This window comes from Salegentibacter salinarum (assembly GCF_900168115.1).
GTDB lineage: Bacteria > Bacteroidota > Bacteroidia > Flavobacteriales > Flavobacteriaceae > Salegentibacter > Salegentibacter salinarum.
Window position 1 is genome coordinate 343903 of the sequence record NZ_FUZC01000001.1, and the last position, 22119, is coordinate 366021.

At 37.1% G+C, this 22119-nt stretch carries 15 protein-coding genes, 1 tRNA gene, 1 pseudogene and 1 riboswitch; of the genes and pseudogenes, 11 read left to right on the forward strand and 6 right to left on the reverse strand.

Annotation, left to right across the window (positions count from 1 at the left end):
- Positions 1-78: 78 nt before the first annotated feature.
- A riboswitch (TPP riboswitch) is annotated at positions 79-178 on the reverse strand.
- 818 nt (positions 179-996) lie between these two features.
- From B5X53_RS01520 to B5X53_RS01545, 6 genes are all read left to right on the forward strand, one after another.
- The gene (locus B5X53_RS01520) at positions 997-4209 is read left to right on the forward strand and encodes a SusC/RagA family TonB-linked outer membrane protein (RefSeq protein ID WP_232763998.1); all 3213 of its coding nucleotides are present in this window, start codon (positions 997-999) and stop codon (positions 4207-4209) included.
- Between the two features lie 11 nt (positions 4210-4220).
- Positions 4221-5957: a RagB/SusD family nutrient uptake outer membrane protein gene (locus tag B5X53_RS01525; RefSeq protein WP_079711469.1), complete on the forward strand. Its 1737-nt coding sequence runs from the start codon at positions 4221-4223 to the stop codon at positions 5955-5957.
- Entirely contained in the window at positions 5957-6823 is an 867-nt protein-coding gene (locus B5X53_RS01530; RefSeq protein WP_079711718.1) for an endonuclease/exonuclease/phosphatase family protein, read from the forward strand. The genes B5X53_RS01525 and B5X53_RS01530 overlap by 1 nt, the downstream gene beginning before the upstream one ends.
- A gap of 12 nt (positions 6824-6835) precedes the next feature.
- Positions 6836-7198 carry an endonuclease/exonuclease/phosphatase family protein gene (locus B5X53_RS01535; protein ID WP_079711470.1) on the forward strand — a complete coding sequence of 121 codons (363 nt, stop codon included), beginning with the start codon at positions 6836-6838 and terminating at the stop codon, positions 7196-7198.
- 158 nt (positions 7199-7356) lie between these two features.
- Entirely contained in the window at positions 7357-7701 is a 345-nt protein-coding gene (locus B5X53_RS01540) for an endonuclease/exonuclease/phosphatase family protein (RefSeq protein WP_262507250.1), read from the forward strand.
- The gene (locus B5X53_RS01545) at positions 7698-9272 is read left to right on the forward strand and encodes a calcineurin-like phosphoesterase C-terminal domain-containing protein (protein ID WP_079711472.1); all 1575 of its coding nucleotides are present in this window, start codon (positions 7698-7700) and stop codon (positions 9270-9272) included. Before B5X53_RS01540 ends, B5X53_RS01545 begins: the two co-directional genes overlap by 4 nt.
- Positions 9273-9571: 299 nt before the next feature.
- Here the strand turns inward: B5X53_RS01545 and B5X53_RS01550 are convergent, their stop codons facing one another.
- Positions 9572-10327 carry a DeoR/GlpR family DNA-binding transcription regulator gene (locus tag B5X53_RS01550; protein ID WP_079711473.1) on the reverse strand — a complete coding sequence of 252 codons (756 nt, stop codon included), beginning with the start codon at positions 10325-10327 and terminating at the stop codon, positions 9572-9574.
- A gap of 312 nt (positions 10328-10639) precedes the next feature.
- Here B5X53_RS01550 and B5X53_RS01555 point away from each other — a divergent pair, with 312 nt between their 5' ends.
- From B5X53_RS01555 to murQ, 3 genes are all read left to right on the forward strand, one after another.
- Positions 10640-13660: a SusC/RagA family TonB-linked outer membrane protein gene (locus tag B5X53_RS01555; protein ID WP_232763996.1), complete on the forward strand. Its 3021-nt coding sequence runs from the start codon at positions 10640-10642 to the stop codon at positions 13658-13660.
- 1 nt (position 13661) lies between these two features.
- Positions 13662-15167 carry a SusD/RagB family nutrient-binding outer membrane lipoprotein gene (locus B5X53_RS01560; protein WP_234999238.1) on the forward strand — a complete coding sequence of 502 codons (1506 nt, stop codon included), beginning with the start codon at positions 13662-13664 and terminating at the stop codon, positions 15165-15167.
- 516 nt (positions 15168-15683) lie between these two features.
- The gene (gene murQ, locus B5X53_RS01565) at positions 15684-16517 is read left to right on the forward strand and encodes an N-acetylmuramic acid 6-phosphate etherase (RefSeq protein WP_079711475.1); all 834 of its coding nucleotides are present in this window, start codon (positions 15684-15686) and stop codon (positions 16515-16517) included.
- A gap of 18 nt (positions 16518-16535) precedes the next feature.
- Here murQ and rhuM read toward each other — a convergent pair whose 3' ends face one another.
- The 4 genes and pseudogenes from rhuM to mce form a co-directional block, all read right to left on the reverse strand.
- Positions 16536-17531, reverse strand: coding sequence for a virulence RhuM family protein/type II toxin-antitoxin system death-on-curing family toxin (rhuM, locus tag B5X53_RS01570; RefSeq protein ID WP_198550706.1), 996 nt, complete (start codon positions 17529-17531; stop codon positions 16536-16538).
- 360 nt (positions 17532-17891) lie between these two features.
- Positions 17892-18222: pseudogene (locus B5X53_RS19255) on the reverse strand (hypothetical protein); the annotation flags it as partial.
- A 386-nt stretch (positions 18223-18608) separates the two neighbouring features.
- Positions 18609-18682 (reverse strand) — tRNA-Ile (locus B5X53_RS01580).
- A gap of 88 nt (positions 18683-18770) precedes the next feature.
- The gene (mce, locus tag B5X53_RS01585) at positions 18771-19205 is read right to left on the reverse strand and encodes a methylmalonyl-CoA epimerase (RefSeq protein WP_079711477.1); all 435 of its coding nucleotides are present in this window, start codon (positions 19203-19205) and stop codon (positions 18771-18773) included.
- A 119-nt stretch (positions 19206-19324) separates the two neighbouring features.
- Here mce and rbfA point away from each other — a divergent pair, with 119 nt between their 5' ends.
- Positions 19325-19720, forward strand: a complete 396-nt coding sequence (gene rbfA / locus B5X53_RS01590) for a 30S ribosome-binding factor RbfA (protein WP_079711478.1) — start codon at positions 19325-19327, stop codon at positions 19718-19720.
- Position 19721: 1 nt separating this feature from the next.
- Positions 19722-20927: an ABC transporter permease gene (locus B5X53_RS01595; protein WP_079711479.1), complete on the forward strand. Its 1206-nt coding sequence runs from the start codon at positions 19722-19724 to the stop codon at positions 20925-20927.
- A 57-nt stretch (positions 20928-20984) separates the two neighbouring features.
- On the opposite strand, the gene dusB is transcribed toward B5X53_RS01595, so the two are convergent.
- Positions 20985-21977, reverse strand: coding sequence for a tRNA dihydrouridine synthase DusB (gene dusB / locus B5X53_RS01600; protein WP_079711480.1), 993 nt, complete (start codon positions 21975-21977; stop codon positions 20985-20987).
- Between the last annotated feature and the right edge of the window lie 142 nt (positions 21978-22119).

A 22119-nucleotide genomic window follows, 5' to 3' on the forward strand; every position in this document is an offset into this window, starting at 1 on the left:
TGTAAACTGCAGGGGATTCCCTAAAGAAAAAAGTAAATACAAACCAGAATTCCTTCAAAAGCGGAATTATGAAAAAAATATGTAGATAACACTTTTCCCTTCGCGGGTATTAACCGGATCAGGTTCAAAGGGTTTTATCTCAGCCGATTGCTACCAATCAGCACCCCTAAAGTTTACGTTTTCAAATGTAACGGAATTTTACTGGGAAATAAAAATTTTAGGCTGATAGTGTAATAAGAAAATTGTAAATTTTAAATACGTGTATCAAAGTCCATGTGTCGCTACTTACCGTTACCACGGGTTGCCTCGTACAACGTGTTGCCGTCATACATGGCGGAAAATCTTGGTTGAAGAAATCGGTAAAAGAGAAAAAAGCAACCTAATCAATCAAATTTCAGAAACCCATAGATCTCTATAACAGGAAGAAAGAAACGCTGCAAAACCTTAAAATCCAATCCTTGGCACACTCTTCTTGATTTTTCGCATAGGGGAGCAAGTGAATTATTGCTGAAGTAGTCTGGATATATGGAGAATTTTCCGCTAAAGGGTGGGATGGTGATTTATTTTAAAATAAACCTTGTCTACCAAGAATATAAATAAATAATATTCGATAAGACTGGATGTAGATTTATTTATCTCAAACTATTTGTCTGTTGTAAAATTTACCCATTTGATTTCAACGAATCTAAATCATTTCCTATCAAAAGACTTACCTAGCACCAATTTAAAATTAAGTTAATAGTATCTTAAACTAGAAACAATCTTTCGGGAGAAAGAAGTTTATAGTTTTGAGCAAACCTATTCAGAACCCATAGAATCTAACTCTAAATAATATTTATAAGAAAAAACACTCCTTTGAATTAGCTAAAAAAAACAGCCCATTCTGCTGCAACAGAATGGGCCTTATTAAGACTACAAATAATTAATTTATAGCCACTTGTAATGGATACAAAAATACATTTTTTTTTAAAGAAAGCATATATCATATGCTTTCTATTGATTTTCACAGAAGCTTTTCCTTCCAATTTTAATCCTAAGGCAATACCTGGATTCGGTGATTTTCAACAAACTGTTCAAGGAAAAGTTTTAGATGAGCAAGGTTTACCCCTTCCAGGAGCAACTGTAAGAGAAAAGGGAAGTTCCAACGGCACCAATACCGACTTTGATGGGAACTTTAGTATTGAAACCACTTCCAATTCTTCCGTTCTAGAAATTTCTTTTATGGGATATATTACCCAGGAGTTAATCCCTCAGGGCACTGAGGAAATTACAGTGAAACTGATGCCTGATAAGAATGCCCTTGAAGAAGTTGTTGTAGTTGGTTATGGCGAGACCAGTAGAGAAAATTTATCAACTGCTGTTAGTACTGTAAATACCACAAATATCGCAGAACGCCCTGTCGCCGATATTAGTTCAAGTTTGCAAGGGCTTAGTCCTGGTTTAAACGTGACCCAATCTACCGGAAAGGTGGGAGCAGATCCTCGTATCAATATTCGCGGATTTACCTCTATAAATGGAGGAACACCTTTAATTCTTATAGATGGAGTAGAAGGAGACTTGAGTAATCTTAATCCTAATGACGTAGAATCGATAAGTGTTTTAAAAGATGCTGGTTCTGCCGCTATTTACGGCGCTAGAGCGGCGTTTGGAGTTGTATTAGTAACTACAAAGAATGCTAAGAAAGGTAATATTGTTGTCAATATGGGTGCTACTATGGCTGTTAGTTACCCTACAATGAATACAGATTTTGTTACCGATCCCTATCAAGCGGTAAGCATCGTCGATGAAGCGTTTAGAAATAACAGCGGCGCTTCATATACTGGTTATACCGAGGACGATATGGAAGCCCTTCTGGAGGTATCTCAAGACCCATCACTAGCAAGAGTAATTGTAGATCAACGCAATGGCCGAGAGCAATATGTCCACTATGGTAGCACCGATTGGTGGAATACCTTTTTTAGAAAAACTTATCCTTCACAAATTTATACCGGTTCCATTTCAGGAGGGTCGGAAAAAATCAATGCTTATTTCTCTTATCGTAACTTTCAATCTACAGGAATATTGAAAGTACAGGATGATAAGTATCAAAAGTACAACCTAAGGGGCAAACTAGATATTGAAGCTACAGATTGGCTTACCTTTTCCACTAATATGCAATACAATAGCTCTTCAGATTTGGAACATGGGGGAACGCAATATGGTTACAGAGATGTGTGGGGAAGTATGATTTGGGTTCATGCCTTGCCATCTTATATGCCTACCAATCCAGATGGTAGTGCTTTATGGAGAACGGAACTTAACAATTATACTATTGGAGACGGGATCTATGCTTCTTTACTCCAAGGAAGTTCACAACAAGAGACAAATGATAATGGCTTCTCGAATATAGCAACGGCTGAGATAAAACCTTTTGACTTTTTAACATTCAATGCTAGTTACGCCATCAGAAGAAATAATTATTCTCAGTATGAGCGCTCTACCAGGATTCCCTATTCCATATATCCCGGTCAAATAGATTTAATGGGTTATGATTATTTAAATGAATACAGAACAGAAAGTAAATATGACGCACTGAACGTTTATGGAGAATACAGAACATTTCTTGGCAACCATAGTTTAAAAGCGGTGTTGGGGTACAATCACGAAACATTTCTTAGAAAAAGTATTTCAGCCGGTAAACAGAATCTTATTTCCAATGATCTCAATTCCCTTGGATTGGCTACAATTAGTCCTTCTGCAGACGGTAGTGCTTCCGAATGGGCTTTACAGGGATTGTTTTACAGGTTATCTTATGATTATAATGATAAGTATTTACTGGAACTTAACGGCCGGTATGATGCTACCTCACGATTTCCATCTGATTATCGATGGGGGTTTTTTCCATCCGCATCAGCGGGTTGGTTGTTAAATAAAGAAAAATTCTTTAGTGAATTCACTAACGACTCCTTTGACATTTTCAAATTACGAGGTTCCTACGGTTCTCTGGGTAACCAAAACATAAATGATTATGCCTATTTCGCAACCCTTCCAAATGGACTGTATGACTACCCTATGAATGGCAGTAGATTGAATTATATTGAATCACCGGCTTTAAACCCAACAGAAATTACCTGGGAAGAAGTCAGCACTTTTAACCTTGGAACTGACATTGCTTTATTCAACAATCGATTATCAATGGTTTTTGACTGGTTCCAACGGGATACTGAAGGAATGTTGGCACCGGGGGCTACGCTGCCAAGTGTTTTAGGAGCAGAATCTCCCCTGGAGAATGCAGCCGACTTAAGAACCAGAGGTTTTGAAATTTCTTTGACCTATGGTGATTCTTTTAATGTAGCCAAGAATCCGTTATCGTTTTCAATAACCGGAAATTTATCAAATTCAGTAACTAAAATTACAAGATTTGAAAATCCAAATTTAAGCCTTTTTGATTTTTATGAAGGGATGACTATTGGCGAACTTTGGGGATACCGCCTAGACGGCTTGTTTATATCTGAAGAAGAAATAGCCAATCATGCCGATCAGAGTTTCGTATCTAACCGTATTACTTCTGGTGGGGGTTTAAAGCCTGGGGATCTGAAATATTTTGATTTAAATGGAGATGGGGTGATAAATGAGGGTGAGAATACTGTGAATAACCCCGGAGATAAAGAAATCATTGGTAATTCAGCACCTCAGTACCTGTACAGTTTCAATCTTAATACCCACTGGAAAGGATTTGATCTTTCAGCCTTTTTTCAAGGAGTAGGCAAACAAGACTGGTATCCTAACTCCGACTCCCGGCTATTTTGGGGACCTTTCAACAGGCCCTACAATTCTTTTATAAGAAAAGACCTTGCAAATAATATATGGTCTCCTGAAAATCCTGATGCTTATTTTCCAAGAAATTATGGGTATATAGCTCTGGGGGGGTCTTTAGAAAAGGTTAATGACAGATACTTGCAGAGTGTAGCTTACCTGCGATTGAAGAACCTTACTCTCGGTTACACCTTGCCAAAAGGAGTTATATCCAATTCAGATTCAACAAAGCTTCGTATTTATTTTAGCGGTGAAAATATTCTCACGTTTTCCCCTTTAACAGATTATATAGATCCCGAGGCGGCCAGTAATTCAGTTAATTTAAACCAGCCTACTACTTCTTCCAACAGAAGTACGGCCCAAACTGTACCTTTTTCCAAAACATATTCATTAGGAGTGTCATTTCAATTTTAAAAAATAATGTTATGAATTATAAACGCTTATTATTTATCGCCGCTATTTGCTTTAGCTTGTTTGCTTGTAGCAAAGAATTTCTGGATAAAGAGCCTTTGTCTGAGGTAACTCCCGAAAATTTCTTCTCAACAGCAAGTGATCTCCAACTGTACACAAATGGATTCTACAGAATGTTTCCTCATACTTCCATTTACAATGGTGATTCCAGAACAGATAATATTATACAGAACCAACTCAGCGATGAGATGAGAGGAACCAGACTAATTCCAACATCTGGAGGAGGCTGGAGCTGGGAATATTTACGAGATATCAATTTCTTCCTTGAAAACTATGAAAGAAGCAATGATGAAGCAGCTAAAAATCACTATGGAGGTGTAGCACGTTTTTTTAGAGCATACTTTTACTTCGAGAAATTACAGCGTTTCGGAAAAGTTCCATGGTATGATTCCACCATTGATCCTACAGATAAAGAATCACTGACAAAACCAAGGGATAACCGTCAATTTGTAGTGGATAAAATTTTAGAAGATTTAGATTGGGCCATTGAAAATATGAAGGCAGATCAACAAGTGTATGAAATTACAAAATATACAGCTTTAGCGCTAAAGTCAAGAGTTGGGCTTTATGAAGGTACTTATGAAAAGTACCGTGATATTGATGGTTATCAGAAATACTTAGAGGCTTCTATAAAAGCTTCGGAAGAACTTATCAATAACTCGCCTTATGCTGTCTATAACACGGGAAATGCGCAGGCTGATTATTCAAGTCTGTTCAATTCTCATGCTGCCATAGACACTGAAATAATCCTGGCCAAAGCATATTCCGAAGCATTGAATATTGGACATAATGTAAATTATTACACCACGACATCCTCTTATGGGAGACCGGGAATGCCAAAGGATCTTGTGAACAGCTATTTAAATACTGATGGCTCGCGTTTCACAGATCAGGAAAATTATAATCAGATATTTTTCACTGATGAAGTGGATAACCGTGATCTGCGTCTATCACAAACCATAAGGACACCCGGCTATTCCAGGAAAGGCCAATCTATGGAACTAGCACCCAACCTGGGAGCTACAGTTACAGGCTACCAGATTACAAAATATGTAACAGAACCTGTTTATGATACCAATGGACAGTCTATTACTGATTTGCCATTATTCAGGTTTGGAGAAGTAGTATTAAATTATGCCGAAGCAAAAGCAGAACTAAATACGCTAAGCCAGGAGGATTTAGATCATTCCCTAAACTTACTAAGGTCCAGGGTGGATATGCCTAGCTTATCACTTGAAATGGCCAATAACAATCCTGATCCCTTTATAGGCTACCAATATCCTAATGTAGACGGAAGTAACAAAGGGGCAATTCTGGAAATCAGAAGAGAAAGGCGTATCGAGCTTTATATGGAAAACTTTAGATGGGATGATATTGTGCGGTGGAAAGCAGGAGAAGCTTTGACTCAACCTATACGTGGAATGTATCTTCCGGGTCCCGGAGAATATGACCTAACCGAAGACGGTGAAATAAACGTGGTACTGTATGAAGGAGAACGTCCTGATAATTTAATTACAGGAATTCAATATTATGAAGTAGGTTCAGATCTATCTCTGGATGAGAACAATTTAATAGAACCGCATCCCGATTTTGATAACCGCACATTTAACGAGAATAAAGATTATCTCTATCCCATTCCGCGTATAGAATTACAATTAAATCCTAATATAGAACAAAATCCAGGATGGTAATGAAAAAATTAATAATTATAGCTTTTCTATTATTTGGTATCGTGATTAATGCTCAAAATGATGAAAGTGATTTAACGGTTGCATCCTATAATATAAGATGGAACAGTCCTGATGACGGAATTAATATATGGGAAAACAGAAAAGAATGGCTGACTCAGAGCATCAAGTTTTTTGAGGTTGATATTTTTGGTGCACAGGAAGTTACCTTTACCCAGTTAAAAGATATGGCTGGATTTCTTCCTGCATATCAATATATTGGAGAAGGTAGGGAAGGTGGGGCTAAAGGAGAGTACAGTCCCATTTTCTATGCTAAGGATCGTCTGGAGGTATTGGATAGTAGTACATTTTGGCTTTCTGAAACTCCACAAACAACAGCTTCAAAAGGATGGGATGCCGCATTACCCCGAATAGTTACATGGGCAAAATTTAGAGATAAAAAAGACGGGGATATTTTTTACTTTTTTAATACTCATTTTGATCATAGAGGGGTAATTGCAAGAAAGAAGAGCGCTGAATTAATCGCATATAAAATCAACGAAATTGCAGGAGACGGGCCTGTAATCCTTTCAGGTGATTTTAATACAGCACCAGATTCTAAGCCCCATAAGATTTTATTGAAAAATAAGCTTGAAGATACTTTCTTAAGCCTGTCTCAGGAACAAAGATATACTCCCGGATACACCTTTAACAGTTGGGATGTAGAAGCAAGTGGTGACCGTTACAGGATTGATTATATATTTTATAGAGGAGAAGAATTATCCCCGTTAAAATACCATGTTCTGGATGGACAACGGGGAAAGCGGTTTATTTCCGACCATTTTCCTGTAATTGTAAAGTTTGAGTGGACAAATACCGCCGAAAAATAATTCTTTTTAAAAATGAAAAGTCTAACGCTAATACAGGTGGTTCTCTATATGATTCCCACCTTTCTTTCTACACCGGAGAATAAAGATATTTTCTATTCCCATTCTGAAAAGGGAATTTTGGACCTGAATGAAAATCAGGTTAATCTAAAAGTGATGGCTTATAACATACACCATGCAAATCCACCTTCTAAACCTGATACTATCGATATTGATGCCATTATTAAAACGATACAAGGACAGGATCCTGACATAGTTGCCCTTCAGGAAATCGATGCGAATACAACAAGATCGGGCGAAGGAAATCAGGCTGAGATATTAGAAGAAAGACTGGGAATGAACGTTTTCTTTAGTAAAGCCATAAATTATGACGGATGAGAATATGGAGTTGCTGTTTTATCAAAACACCCTATTTCAGAGCAAAAAGTACATTACCTTCCAACAGTCCAGGGAACTAATAGTGAATCCAGAGTTTTGGCGACCGTTAAAATTACTCTACCTAATATGGATTATTCATCCGATTTGGTAGCACTCATCTGGATTCACAACGAACCAATACCAATCGTTTACTTCAGATGAAAGAATTAGCGACCATTACTTCGGAAGAAAAATTGCCAATGATAGTGGCAGGAGATTTTAATGCCCCTCCAAACTCCAAAGTAATAAATATTTTAGAGAAAAATTTTACTAGAACCTGCACTAGTTGTGAACCTACAATTCCAGTTCAGAACCCGGTTAAAGCAATTGATTTTATTGCTTTAAAATCGAAGGAAATTTTTAGCATAAAATGTCATAAAGTAATCAATGAAATCTATGCTTCAGATCACCTTCCCATTTTGGCTGTTTTAAAGGTTAAACAATTGCAAACTTTATCAAAATGAAAATACTTTTCACTAAGTGCGTTTTATGCTTTTCACTAAATCTTTTGGCACAAACCACTGCCATGGGTTATGTTTTTGAAGATACTAATGAAAATGGCAAAAAAGACCGTCGCGAGCAAGGAATCGCTGAGGTAGCTGTAACTAATGGCATCAAGGTCGTTCTTACCAATCAAGAAGGAAAATACGAATTGCCCGTGGGTGAAGATAATATTATTTCGGTGATAAAGCCTTCAGGATATAAAGTTGGTATAAACGAAGGTAACCTGCCGCAGTTCTTTTATATCCATAAACCAAATGGTTCACCAGATTTAAAATTTAAGGGAGTGGAACCAACCGGGATACTACCAAATTCAGTTGACTTTGCTTTAATTTCTTCCGAAGAAAAAGAAGATTTTACCGCGCTTATTTTTGGAGACCCACAACCATATACCCAGCAGCAAGTAAATTATTTTGCTGAAGGAATTGTAGCAGAATTAGAAGGTATAGAAAAAGTTCCGTTTGGATTAAGTCTGGGAGATCTGGTAGGAGATGATCTCGATCTATTTAATCCGTATATAAAAGCGGTTAAAAACGTGAGTATTCCTTGGTATAATTTACTGGGCAACCACGATATCAACTTCGATTTGGAAAATGATACGCTTTCCGATGAGACTTACGAGGCACATTTTGGCCCTGCCAACTATGCTTTTAATTATGGGAAGGTGCATTTCCTAGTTTTGGACGATGTTTTATATCCAGATCCTCGAGATGGAAAAGGTTACTGGGGCGGTTTTAGAGAAGACCAGTTCCAGTTTATCGAAAATGATTTAAAACATGTTACTAAAGATCATTTGATAGTAGTTGCATTGCATATTCCGCTTAGTGAGCCAGATGGCAGGGATACCTTTCGCGATGAAGACAGGGAAAGACTTTTTAAACTTTTAAAATACTTCCCAAATACTCTTTCGCTTTCGGCTCATACGCATATACAGCGTCAGGACTTTTTCCAAAAAGAAGAGGGATGGCAACAGGATAAACCGCACCACCACTATAATGTTGGGACAACTTTTGGAGATTGGTATTCTGGAAAATTAGACGAAAAAAATGTTCCAATTTCCACTATGCGTGACGGAACCCCGAAAGGTTATGCATTTATAAATTTCGATGGAAATGAGTATAGTATTGATTATAAAGTAGCGGGGAAACCAGCCGATTATCAAATGGAAGTTTTTGCTTCAAAGGTAGTCGCCAAAGGTAGAGGAACCAAGGCAGGAATTTATGTGAATTTCTTTATGGGGACCGAAGGCGATGAGGTTTTATACAGAATAGATGATGGGGAATGGAAAGAAATGCAGTATATGGAAGATTATGATCCATCTTATATAGAAATGGTCTACGAATGGGATTCTACCGAAGAATTAATGCCCGGCAGGAGATCTTCCAACCCTATTATAAGTGAGCATTTGTGGCGTGGTAATATTCCCACTAAACTTGAAGCCGGTGAGCATAGCATTGAAATAAAAGCTGCCGATATATTCGAAAAAACACATACAGCCAAAAGTAGTTACCGATTAGCTGAACCCGTTGAATAGTTGATAGTTAGCTTTTGTGTTTAGTTGAAAAGGCCTGCCCAGAGTTCTCTATTTTTACGGCAGGCCTTTATTTTAAAATTTAAGAAAATAAAATTTATAAAAACCGTATTGCTATTATTTTTAGTTGTTGCTATTGGTTGTAAAAACAATAAGGAGCAGACAAAGAAATCAGTTCCTTACGATCTATGAAAAAAGGGTCAGACATTAAAAAAAGTCCATCCCCTGTTATTTTAACTTTACGCACTTTGCGGGATAGTGTCATCTTAAGAAATAGATTGCTTTAACTTAATTATTTTTATTTAAAGTAGGGCTAAACCAATACTTCTGTATTTTTGAAGTTCCGGTGCGTTGGGATCTAGTTCAGTAATTAAGGTGTCTACTGCCATGGTATCGCAAACTTTAAAGCGATTATAGGTGTTGAGCTTTTTAGAAATGGTAAGTGAAACCAATTTTTTGGAAGATTTAACCATGGCTTTTTTCATTTGCGCAACCTCCCAATCCAGTTCAGTAACACCTTTTGCAATATCCATATAACCGGTACCTAAAAAGCAGATATCGGCGGTGATTTCAGATAAAAGATTAATAGCGCTTCCACCTGCGGCAAGTTGTGATCCTCTTGATAATTTTCCTCCTATAAGATGTACTTCATCATTTTTAGAAGCGTTGTTTAACAGTTCTACCGCCATAGGTAGGCTGGGAGTAAAGAAGGTTAAATTCATTTTCTTGGGTAGTAATTTTGCAAGTTCCAAATTAGTAGAACCCCCGCTAATAAGCAATACATCACCGTGGTTTAGAAGTTCTACTCCTTTCTTTGCAATAATAGACTTGTTTTCGTATTCGTATACTTCCCGTGTATTATCGGAATGAAGATTAAACCCGTTGGAAACCGCTCCTCCGTGAACTTTCTTTAAGTGTTTTGATTTATCCAATTCCATGAGATCTCTTCTTACAGTATCCATGGATACGTTAAGAGTTCTGGTTAGGTCACTTAGTAACACCCTGTTATGTAGATGTACTTCGTCAAGAATAATTTGATGGCGCTCAGTTTTTTTCATATTAAATCTTAAGAATTGGTTCTTGGGTTTAAAAGCAGTATATAACAAAATTAGCTCGAATCGTATTAATATGTTAAAATTTTTGAATTACTTTTTTAAAAGGAGGATAACTTTATTTCTATCAAAATTAGGTATATGCAACTAAAAATTGCATATTTTATATTCAAATAATAAGTAATCCCGCAAAAATATAGATAATTGCAACTTTTAATTGTAATTAGTTAATTAATATGATATGTTTGTTTCATAATCAATTGTTAATTTAATAATATGGGAAAAAAATTTCGTACATCGATCTTAATTTTGTTTTGCTTGTTTTCCATTCAAGTGTGGGCACAAGAGCGGGAAGTTTCAGGGACTGTAGTAGATGAAAAAGGTTTACCTCTACCTGGAGTAAATGTTATTGAAAAAAATACCAGTAATGGAACGGTAACTGATTTTGACGGAAACTTCAGTCTAACAATACCCGATAAAGATGAAACTATTTTAGTTTTTTCTTCTTTAGGTTTTGTAGAAGAAGAAATTATTATTGGAGATAGAACTAACATAGAAGTTTCTATGGGTACAGATACGGAAAGCTTGAATGAAGTGGTAGTGACAGCTTTTGGTATTGAGAGACAGGAAAAAGCTTTAGGTTATGCTGTACAAGAGGTGCAATCTGATGAAATTCTTGAAGGTAATCAAACGAATGTAGTAAGTGGACTTCAGGGAAAGGTATCCGGGGTTACAATCTCCAATTCGGGAGGTGCTCCAGGTTCTTCTACAGCCATACTAATTAGAGGAGGTACTTCTATTACCGGGAATAATCAGCCATTATTTGTGGTAGATGGTATTCCGATTGATAACTCTACAAGTTCAAGTCTTACTGTAGCCAGTATAAACAGGGCAGCAGATTTAAACCCGGAGGATATTGAAAGCATTTCGGTATTAAAGGGACCTGCGGCTGCAGCATTATATGGAATACAAGCGGCTGAAGGAGCTATCATTATCACAACAAAAAAAGGAAAAGCTGGTGTTAGTACAATTTCGTATTCCGGAACTTTCTCTGTAGATGAAGTTTTGGGAACTCCTAATGTGCAACAAGAATTTGGGCAGGGTACTCAGATTTTGAGTACTGATGGATTTAGTTATGAAAATGAATCAAATTTCAGCTGGGGTCCTTCTGTAGGAAGCGAGGAAACTTATAATCATATTGATAATTTCTACGAAACAGCCATAACACAAAATCACAATGTTAGTTATTCGGGAGGAACAGAGAAGAGTACCTTGTACCTTTCTATTGGAGATCTTTCTCAAAATGGAGTTATAGAAGGGACTAATTATGATAAAACTTCATTTAAAATAAATACTTCTTCTCAATTGGGAGATAATCTTACAGTAGGAGCTTCAGCAAACTATATTGTAACTGAGGTGGGTAGTACTAAACAAGGTAATGCTTCTGGTAGTAGCTATAGTAGTTTACTATCTTATCCCATAAATGTAGACATTCAGGATTTTTATGCAGAAGATGGGTCGCAGAGAATGTTTTATTCAGATCAAACTTTTGATAATCCTTATTGGAGTTTAGAAAATAGTCCTAATGATAACAAGGTTAATAGGTTAATAGGAATTGTAAGTATTAATTACAACTTTCTAAACGATTTTAATCTATCTTATAAACTGGGAACAGATTATTTCTCAGAAACCAGTAAACGTGTAATTGGCACAGGATCTCTTATTGAAAATCGGTCAGAAGGTTATATAAGTCAATTTCAGCGTGAGAACCGAAAAACAACCTCAAACCTTATTTTAAGCTATAACAAAGAGATAAGCGAAGATTTTGAAATAGATGCTTTGGTAGGTAATATGGTTGAAGATTACAGAGTACATAGTGTCTATACTTACGGAGATGGATTTCAGGCTCCTGGAATTTATAGTATTGGAAACGTTTCACAAGAGAACCAGTCAATTACCGAATTAATTACAAGAAGAAGAGCAGTAGGGGTTTTTGGAGAGTTAAAGTTTGGTTGGAGAGATGCAGTTTTCCTCAATCTTACAGGAAGAAACGACTGGTCCTCAACATTGCCAGAAGATAAAAGATCTTTCTTTTATCCGTCTATAGGATCATCGGTTGTAATAACTGATTTATTCGAGCAGGCTGGAAATGATATTACAAGCGACAATGGTTTGTCCTTTATGAAATTTAGGGCTACCTGGGCTCAGGCAGGAAAAGATGCGCCAATAGGAGCTTTAAATAGTTTCCTGGGTACAAATATAAATCCGCTTGCAAGTTCAGCTTATACTTATAACGGTGTAGATATTGGTAATCCTGCTTTAGAGCCGGAATTTACCGATAGTTACGAGGGTGGAATTGATGCTCGATTCTTTAAAAACAGATTAGGTTTAGATCTAAGTGTGTATTATAGTAAATCAAAGAATCAAATTCTTGAAGATATTAGGGTTCCACCTTCGGCAGGTACATTTTATGCTACCTTAAATGGTGGATCTATTATAAACAAAGGAATTGAGGCCTTGATAACTGCGAAGTTATTTGACAGGAATAATGTTTTTCAATGGAATATGACTTATAATTTCGGACTTAATAAAAGTGATGTTGTGGAATTACCCGGGCAGCTTGATGAGGTTTACCTGTCAGATTCCTGGACTTTTAGTAATACAGCTGCCGGTGCAGCTATTTTAGACGGATCTTTATTTGGACTTAGAGGTTACAAAGCTGTAAGAAACGAGCAGAATGAACTTATTATAGGAGCTGATGGTTTACCCGAACTTGAAACTGTAATCTTCGAAGATGTTAACCGTCTTCCAGATTGGACATTGGGTATTACTAATAATTTATCCTACAAAAACTTTAATTTTTCATTTTTACTTGATCTAGTTCAAGGTCAGGAAGCATACAATGCTACAAATTCGGCATTTATTTATTATGGGCTTGGAGAGGAAACCTTAAATAGATCTCAAGATGGAGTTAGAGTTGTGGAAGGAGTTTTAGCGAATGGAGAACCTAATACTACGCAAGTTACAGATCAGCAATATTATCAACAGTATTATTCACAAAATGCAGAAAATTTTATTGAAGATGCTTCCTTTGCGAGACTGCGTTATGCTACATTAAGCTATAACTTACCTACTACATTGTTAGATAGATTAAATATTGTATCAGGACAAATTTCTGTGACCGGTAGAAATTTATTTACAATTACCGACTACTCTGGAGTAGATCCTGAAGTTAATACTTATGGTGCCGGAATTCAGGGAGCGGGATCAATGGGTATAGATAACTTAGGAACTCCGAATACCACAGGTTTTGATTTAGGTTTAAGATTTAAATTTTAAGATGATGAAAAAATATTATAAATACTTTCTACTACTTAGTACAGTAATTATTGCTGGTTCTTGTAGTGACGATTATTTCGACGTAAACGATTCGGTAACCCAGCCAACAACTACAGAGCTTCCTCCACAATACCGCATTGAGGGAGCTATAGAAAATGCGGTGGCTACTGCTCAATATAGAGGAGTGAGAGAAGTCTTAGGGGTAGTACAATATGGCTCTCAAAATACACCGGCGTATTATTCTGAATCATGGAATACTTTTCTAACCACAGGTAGTTATTTTTTATGGCAAAATGTATATGTTTATGCGCTTCCAAATACTGCAGATCTTATTTATTTAGGAGAAAAATTTAACTCTCCGCATTATACCGCAATAGGAAAAATTTTAAGGGCATATCTATTGGGAATGACTACTGACCAATATGGATCTATAGTTTTAGACGATAGTTATAATCCTGAAGAATCCATTAAACTAGAGCCAGAATTCGTGTCTCAAGAAGTTGTCTATGAAAAAATTTTTAAGATTCTTGATGAGGCTGTGGTGGAATTAGACCAGGAAAGTGAATTGGGCCTTAATGATGAAGGAGGAGATATTTTATATAATGGCGATGTGGAACAGTGGAAAAAATTTGCATATTCAATTAAAGCTCGCTATTTAAATCACCTCACTAAGAAGACTTCTGGAGAACATGCTTATAGCCCTCAAATGGTTTTAGAGGCAGTGCAAAAAGGTTTTAGCTCTAATGCAGATAATGCTTACATAACTTATGGAGGAGGAGAAGCTTCTAATGATAATCAACCATTTAGTACAAGCGGTTATGGTTCTACAAGGTTCGATTATTTCTCCGAGTTTTTTGTGGATTTATTACAAGATCCTTTAAATGAATACGCAGATGTTCAGGACCCAAGACTTCCAGTGATTGTAACAGAAGCTGTAAACGGAGGTTACCAGGGTGTTAAAACCGGTGCTGGTGTACCAGGTGGAGAGGGAGATAACTATTCTATTGGTTATGGCGGTTTCTATACTTCTCCAGATTCTCCAACTTTTATGATGACATATAGCGAAGTAAAGTTTATTGAAGCAGAGGCTAAATTTAGGAGTAATGACGAATCTGGTGCGTATCAGGCGTATTTAGAAGGTGTTGAAGCCGATTTAAATAAACTAGATATATCCCAGGAAAAGACTTCAGCATATTTAGAAACTATAGATGAAGAAATTTCTATGGACGAATTTGGTCTATCACAAATTTTTGTTCAAAAATACATAGCGAACATGCTAAATCCAGAAACCTGGGTAGATTTTAGAAGAATGGACTATAGTTCAGATATTTACCCTGGATTGAAGAGACCTGAAAATGTTAATGTAACTCTTTTCCCTGGAGAAAACGATTGGATAAGAGCTATGATGTATGAATACAATGAAGAAGATCGTAACTATGAAAACATGCCAGATAACGACCCATATGTTAGATTAACGACACCTTTGTGGTGGGATACCGAAGAATAATTAGGGTTAATATTATATCATAAGTCCTTCAGAATTTTTCTGAGGGACTTTTTTGTTACTGTCAAACCGCTCAGGAAGCGGCATCAACTTAACCTCCGAACTTGAAAAAGTAGTTAAAGAAATCGTATAGAAATTGCTATTCCTGATAAAATTTCAAAAGAAGAAGTAGTATAAGATCCAATCCCCAAAGAATATTTAAGAATTCCGTACAGCTTGGACCACTACCGGAGATTATTTACACATAAGGGGGTGATGAATAGAAGATGAACGTTACAAGGAATTTGTAGTAAAAGCTGATTCTATTATTCAGAATTTTGGTAAAACAACTTTAGGCCAGGAAGAAGTAACTCAGGCAGTAGATAGTACTTTTATGAGTCAGCCTTGGAATAGCGACCCTAAAAAAGGGATTTTTTCAGATTTTATACCTAAATCTAAATTTTAAATTATTTTAGATATTTTATTGAAAACATTTCTCCTCGAGTTATTGAGGGAGATATATTATAATTAAACTTACAAATGGATAATAATAATCCTGATACCGAAAAAACTTCGAAGTATAATGATTTGGAGAAAATGAGCACTTCAACTCTGCTTCACAATATACACAAAGAAGATAAAACCGTTCCAGAAAGTGTCGAAAAAGAACTTCCTGTAATTGAAAAATTAGTGGATGCCATAGTACCTAAAATGGAAGCCGATGGGAGATTATTTTATATTGGAGCTGGAACAAGTGGAAGACTGGGGGTTTTAGATGCTTCTGAGTGTCCTCCTACTTTTGGGGTATCAGATGAATTAGTTATAGGCTTAATTGCCGGAGGCGATATTGCGTTAAGAAATGCAATTGAAAATGCAGAAGATGATACCAACCAGGCCTGGAAAGATCTTCAAAAATTTGAAGTTTCAGAAAAAGATGTGATGGTAGGGATTGCTGCATCAGGAACTACTCCATACGTTATTGGCGGAATTAAGGATGCCAGAGCTAAAGGAATAATTACCGGTTGCGTAACCTGCAGTTCAGGCAGTCCTTTGGCTAAAGCAAGCGAGTTCCTAATAGAAGTGCTTACCGGCCCCGAGTTTGTAACCGGGAGTACAAGAATGAAAGCCGGTACTGCGCAAAAGCTGGTATTGAATATGATTTCAACCAGTGTAATGATAAAACTAGGCAGGGTAAAAGGCAATAAAATGGTAGATATGCAGCTTTCCAATAAGAAATTGGTAGGCCGCGGTATCAGGATGATTATGGAAGAACTAAATGTAGATGAAGCTGAAGCTTCTAGATTGCTTCAAACTTACAAAAGTGTTAGAAACGTTTTATCCAAGATATCGTTGAACAAGACGTTTCTAACCTAGCTTTAAAATATTTTGGTTCTAATGGCGAGATATAAGATTGACTATTACTTTGATCATCATTTCTTTATCACCCGGATGGCTTTCAGCAATTAATAAGGTCAATGCTACCAGCGCGTTGTCCGGGATTACTTTATTCCCGGTTTGGGTATAGAGTATCTGGTTCCGGTCTAGAAACCAGACAAATAAAAATGCAGCAATCCGCTTATTTCCATCGGAAAACGAATGGTTCTTAACCACAAAATACAGCAAATGAGCTGCTTTTTCTTCGGTTGTGGGATAGAGGTCCTCTCCTCCAAAGGTTTGATATATATTTTCTAGCGAACCCTTAAAGGAATCGTCCTTCTCCCGGCCAAAAAGTCCTTCGAATTTTGTTTGTCTTCCTAATTCATCTATAGCTTTTCGAGCTTCAATGTAGGTAATTTGAAAAACTTCTCGACTTCCTTCCTCCGGTACCTCCAGCCGCTGGTGGTCATAATCATCTAATAAATCCAGGGCACGAGAATACTGTGCAATAATTTTTATTAAACCTGCAGATTCATCAGTATTAAGGTCGTGTTCAGAAATAACTTTTTCCTGTAAGCGAACTACGTTTTTTAGTTCTTCGAGCTGGCGGGTTTTTTCTCGAAGTATTTTTTCATTGATGGAATATCCTTGTAGTAAGAATTCCTTTAGAACTTTATTAGCCCATTGTCTAAATAGAATACCGCGTTTAGAGTTAACCCGATAACCCACAGATATTACTACATCTAAATTATAGTGCATTCTATCTCTGGATACTTCTCTCTTTCCTTCCCGTTGAACCGTTCGGAATTTCCGAACAGTTGAATTATCATCTAACTCACCAGATGTGAATATGTGCTTAATATGTTCACTAATATTAGCCTTACTGGATTCAAATAATGAGATTATTTGAGCTTGTGTAAGCCAAACCGTTTCTTCTCCAAGCCTAACATCAATTTGAGTTTGCCCGGTCTCTGTTTTATAAATCAGTATTTGATCCTGCTGCGATTCCATAATCCTTTCAGAATATAAATTATTTTTATCTTTTTGATTTTAAAATGAATATAAACATTTTAATTATAGGTTTATTTAAGAGTGAGTAACAACTTAAGGCAAAGTTTTCTCCATATAAATATTGCCCATCTTCTATGCAGGAATGTTTAATTTCCTTTTTAGGTTTTCCCATAAGTAGACCATTTTTATAATAACATTGAATTCAGTTTAACGATTACTTTCAGGCAATTGCTGAAATAAGAAATCTGGACTACTATCAAAAAATAAGAGCCCACGCCGTTGTATATGCCAAGCGCATTCAGTGAGTGTATTTTTTTAACCTCACCTTATGGGTGTACAAGCACCCTCGAAATTCCATTTTCAGTCTGTTATCAGTTCAATGCCTGCCTTCTCAGCCTTGTATTTTATTTTGGCCATCAGTTCATAATAGCTCCAGTTCCTAAGCACAAATTCCTCCTCTTTGGCAATTCCTATCTTATCATCCTAAAATAAGAGTGCCCTCCTGGTGTTTGATGCAAAAGTTGATTAATTTCCGACTGTAGAGGTGCAGCCTATTAGTCACGTAATTCTTTTCCAGCTGGTGGAACCTTTGCACTGCTTTGGTTTTTCGTTTTCGTCCTTTACATGATCTTGCATAGGTAACCCCTTCCTCTGCCCTTTTCCGGCCAGCTTGTATCGCAAGCCTACGATAACCAATACCTATTTAACCAAAAAAAATTCTAAGGAATTCTCATTGATAAATATAATATTTGGAGAATAAGATCCCCAAAAAACGTAATATTTGGGGATTATAATCCCTGAATATTACTGGACGAGCTTTGAAAGGGAAAAAATACATCCATTTTTGCACTATATAACTCCTAATTCAGCCTACTGCCATATTTCGAAGCAATAAACTGGGAGATGCACATTTTAAATTTCAGAAGGAAATTTTATAAAAACCCCATTATTTAAGTCAGAATCCTTATAATTGATTCTAAATGATTGTTTTTGACGCTAAAATAAAGTTAAAGAAATTGTATGTGCAAATGAAAAAAGGCTTCACAAGTAAAACCTCATGAAGCCTTTATCTATCTGTGGTCCCACCTGGGCTCGAACCAGGGACCCCTTGATTATGAGTCAAGTGCTCTAACCAGCTGAGCTATAGGACCAATTCAAGTATTTCAAACAATTCCCGAATTTTAGGAGTGCAATATTAGTATATATTTTCAATCTCTGCAAGACTAAACGCATTTTTCCTTAATCGTTCAGCAATGATTCTTTCTGATTGGCAGTAGAGGCTTCCTGGCATAATTCTATCAACACACCATTCGCACTTTTTGGGTGCATAAATGCCACCAGCTTGTTATCGGCACCGGTTTTAGGCTCGGTATTTATCAGTTTAAAACCTTCTTTTTCCAGGCGGGCAATTTCAGCTTTAATATTGTCTACCGCAAAGGCTAGGTGATGAATCCCTTCGCCGCGTTTTTCAATAAACTTAGCAATCGGACTTTCAGAATTTGTGGCCGAAAGTAATTCAATTTTACTGTCGCCAATTCTAAAAAAGGAAGTATTTACACCTTCGCTTTCAACCGTTTCTGTTTTATAATGTTCACTGCCTAGAACCGCTTTGTATGTAGCATTTGCAGCTTCAAGATCCCTTACTGCAATTCCAATATGTTCAATTTTCTTCATCTTACATCTTGTTTTGAGCAAAGTAAACGCCTATTTTTATATTAACAAAATAATCAGGCCACGTGCATCGTGATTCCACATCTTAGGTGCATACCAATTTATTGTAGTATTTTTGCCGTATGGAAGAGACAAACAGACAAAAGAAAATAGGAGGGGTTTTGCAGCGCGATCTAGCCGATATCCTGCAAAAAAACCTTAAAGATGCCGGGAGAACAGGAGTGATTATTTCGGTCTCTAAAGTAAAAGTGACTACAGATCTTTCTATTGCGAAGGCTTATATCAGCATTTTTCCGCAGAAACACGCGCAAGAAGTTATAGAGGAAATAAACCTTGGCAAGTCTAAGATCAAGCATGAAATGGCGCAACGAACTAAAAATCAGTTGCGAAAAATGCCTGAAATCAATTATTATCTGGACGATTCGCTGGAGTATATAGAAAACATCGAAAAATCGATTAAAGGCGAGGAAAACCCAATCAGCGATCCTAATCTCCTGGAACGCCGGAAAAAATCTTAATTTGAAGTTTCCCTTCTACATCGCCAGGCGCTATCTTTTTAGCAAAAGCAGCAATAATGCCATTAATATTATCACCATTATTGCCGCCATAGGCGTTTTTGCAGGGGCTTTTTCATTGTTTATCGTACTCTCGGGTTTCGCCGGACTCAAAGATTTTAGTCTGTCGTTTTCGAATAAATTTGATCCTGATTTAAAAATTCTCCCGTCAAGCGGAAAAACTTTTCAGTTTCCTGAAGACAAAGCCGTAAAACTTGCTGAAATTTCAGGAATTGCTGGATTCAGTAAAATCATTGAGGAACGAATTTTTCTGGATTACCGGAATAAAAATCATACTGCGTTTATAAAAGGGGTAGATGATAATTACCGGCAGGTAACCCAAATAGACAGCGCGGTTTCGGGCTCATGGTTAACCAATAGTGAAGCCCAGGTTGTAGTGGGAAACAGGATTTCCCGAAAACTGGGCCTTAGCATTTTCAATTATCAAGATCTCCTGAATGTGATGGTGCCGCGACCCGGAAAAGGGCAGATTACCGGCTTAGATCCCGGGCAGGCGTTTAATCAGGAAAAAGTAATTGTGAGCGGAATTTACAGCGTAAACGAAGAGCTTGACGATAAATATGTTTTTTCTAATCTGAATTTCGCCAGGAATCTTTTGGAATTAGATGAAAATACATTTTCTGCCGTAGAAATTAAAACAACTCCAAATGCCGATGCCGATGCCGTCACCGCTGAAATAAACGAACTTTTTGACAATGAAATTATTATAAAAAACCGGGCGCAACTCAACGAAACGCTTTATAAAATGCTCAATACCGAAAACCTTGCGGTATATCTCATTTTCACCCTGGTTTTAATAATTGCGCTATTTAATGTTGCCGGTTCTATCATTATGGTGATCCTTGATAAACGGGAGAATATCAAAACCTTATTTAGCCTGGGCGCTTCCGAAAGGCAAATCAAAAAAATATTCTTTACCCAGGGAATACTTATGACGATTATTGGCGGCGCGGTTGGCTTATCGGCTGCAGTTTTGATTGTTTACCTTCAACTGCAATTCAATCTCGTAATGATCACTCCAAGCTTACCATATCCGGTAGCCATAACTTTAGAAAATATCTTTATCGTAATATTCACAATAGGGATTCTAGGACTTATCGCTTCTTTTATCGCGTCTGGGAGTAGTAGAAAAGCTTTAAAAGCAGTTTAGTCTCTACATGTCGCGAATTCACGAATTCCTTCTTTCTCAGGATGACGAAAGTTGTGATTAAGCAAACTGAAAATCAGCGAAATCCCTTTCCACCTCATCAAAAGCAGCAAAAACATCAGCGGCATCGTCGCTGGTTACCATTTTCATTCGGTATTCTTTAAAATGCGGAATTCCTTTAAAATAATTGGTATAATGGCGTCGGGTTTCAAACACCCCCAGCTTCTCCCCTTTCCAGTCAATCGCCATTTGTAGGTGACGCCGAGCAGCGTCTAAACGTTCCAACATATTTGGGGGCGCTAAATGTATACCGGTTTCAAAATAATGCTTTACTTCTCTGAAGAACCACGGATAACCAATACTTGCCCGGCCAATCATCGCGCCATCAAGTCCGAACTTATCACGCATTTCCATAGCTCTTTCAGGTGTATCTACATCGCCGTTACCAAAAACCGGAATATGCATCCGTGGGTTGTTCTTTACCTCGGCAATTGGTGCCCAGTTGGCTTCGCCTTTATACATTTGTACACGAGTTCTTCCGTGAATAGAAATAGCCTTGCAACCAACATCCTGAAGTCTTTCAGCAACCTCAAGAATTTTTATAGAATCGTTGTCCCAGCCCAAACGAGTTTTGACGGTAATGGGAAGATTGGTATGTTTTACCATAGCTTCCGTAAGGGAAACCATTAGATCGATATTCTTTAAAATACCGGCACCGGCACCTTTGGAGACCACTTTTTTAACGGGACAACCAAAATTAATATCGATAATATCAGGATTGGATTTTTCTACAATCTCTACCGATTTCAACATAGAATCCAGCTCGGCTCCAAAAATTTGAATACCAACGGGACGTTCTTTTTCGTAAATATCCAATTTCATAGTGCTTTTCGCTGCATCGCGAATAAGCCCTTCTGAAGAGATAAATTCAGTGTAAACCACATCGGCACCCTGCTCTTTGCAAAGCGCGCGGAATGGCGGGTCGCTCACATCTTCCATCGGTGCCAACAGCAACGGGAAGTCTCCTACATCTATATTTCCTATTTTAGCCACTTCGGTTTATTTTGAAGTGCAAAAGTACGAAAACCACCTATCTCCCAAAAATGGAATTTTAGCAAGTTTTCTTAAACCCGTCATTCGGAATTTATCTTAGGATCTAACTAGATATAATTTAGTAGAGACTTAAGCTAAAGTA

What these genes read in the sequence shown, in the direction of transcription:
- B5X53_RS01525 (WP_079711469.1), top strand. Translation starts at nt 4,221, where the DNA reads ATGAATTATAAACGCTTATTATTTATCGCCGCTATTTGCTTTAGCTTG.
- B5X53_RS01530 (WP_079711718.1), top strand. Translation starts at nt 5,957, where the DNA reads ATGAAAAAATTAATAATTATAGCTTTTCTATTATTTGGTATCGTGATT.
- B5X53_RS01535 (WP_079711470.1), top strand. Translation starts at nt 6,836, where the DNA reads ATGAAAAGTCTAACGCTAATACAGGTGGTTCTCTATATGATTCCCACC.
- B5X53_RS01545 (WP_079711472.1), top strand. Translation starts at nt 7,698, where the DNA reads ATGAAAATACTTTTCACTAAGTGCGTTTTATGCTTTTCACTAAATCTT.
- B5X53_RS01550 (WP_079711473.1), bottom strand. Translation starts at nt 10,327, where the DNA reads ATGAAAAAAACTGAGCGCCATCAAATTATTCTTGACGAAGTACATCTA.
- B5X53_RS01560 (WP_234999238.1), top strand. Translation starts at nt 13,662, where the DNA reads ATGATGAAAAAATATTATAAATACTTTCTACTACTTAGTACAGTAATT.
- murQ (WP_079711475.1), top strand. Translation starts at nt 15,684, where the DNA reads ATGGATAATAATAATCCTGATACCGAAAAAACTTCGAAGTATAATGAT.
- rhuM (WP_198550706.1), bottom strand. Translation starts at nt 17,531, where the DNA reads ATGGAATCGCAGCAGGATCAAATACTGATTTATAAAACAGAGACCGGG.
- mce (WP_079711477.1), bottom strand. Translation starts at nt 19,205, where the DNA reads ATGAAGAAAATTGAACATATTGGAATTGCAGTAAGGGATCTTGAAGCT.
- rbfA (WP_079711478.1), top strand. Translation starts at nt 19,325, where the DNA reads ATGGAAGAGACAAACAGACAAAAGAAAATAGGAGGGGTTTTGCAGCGC.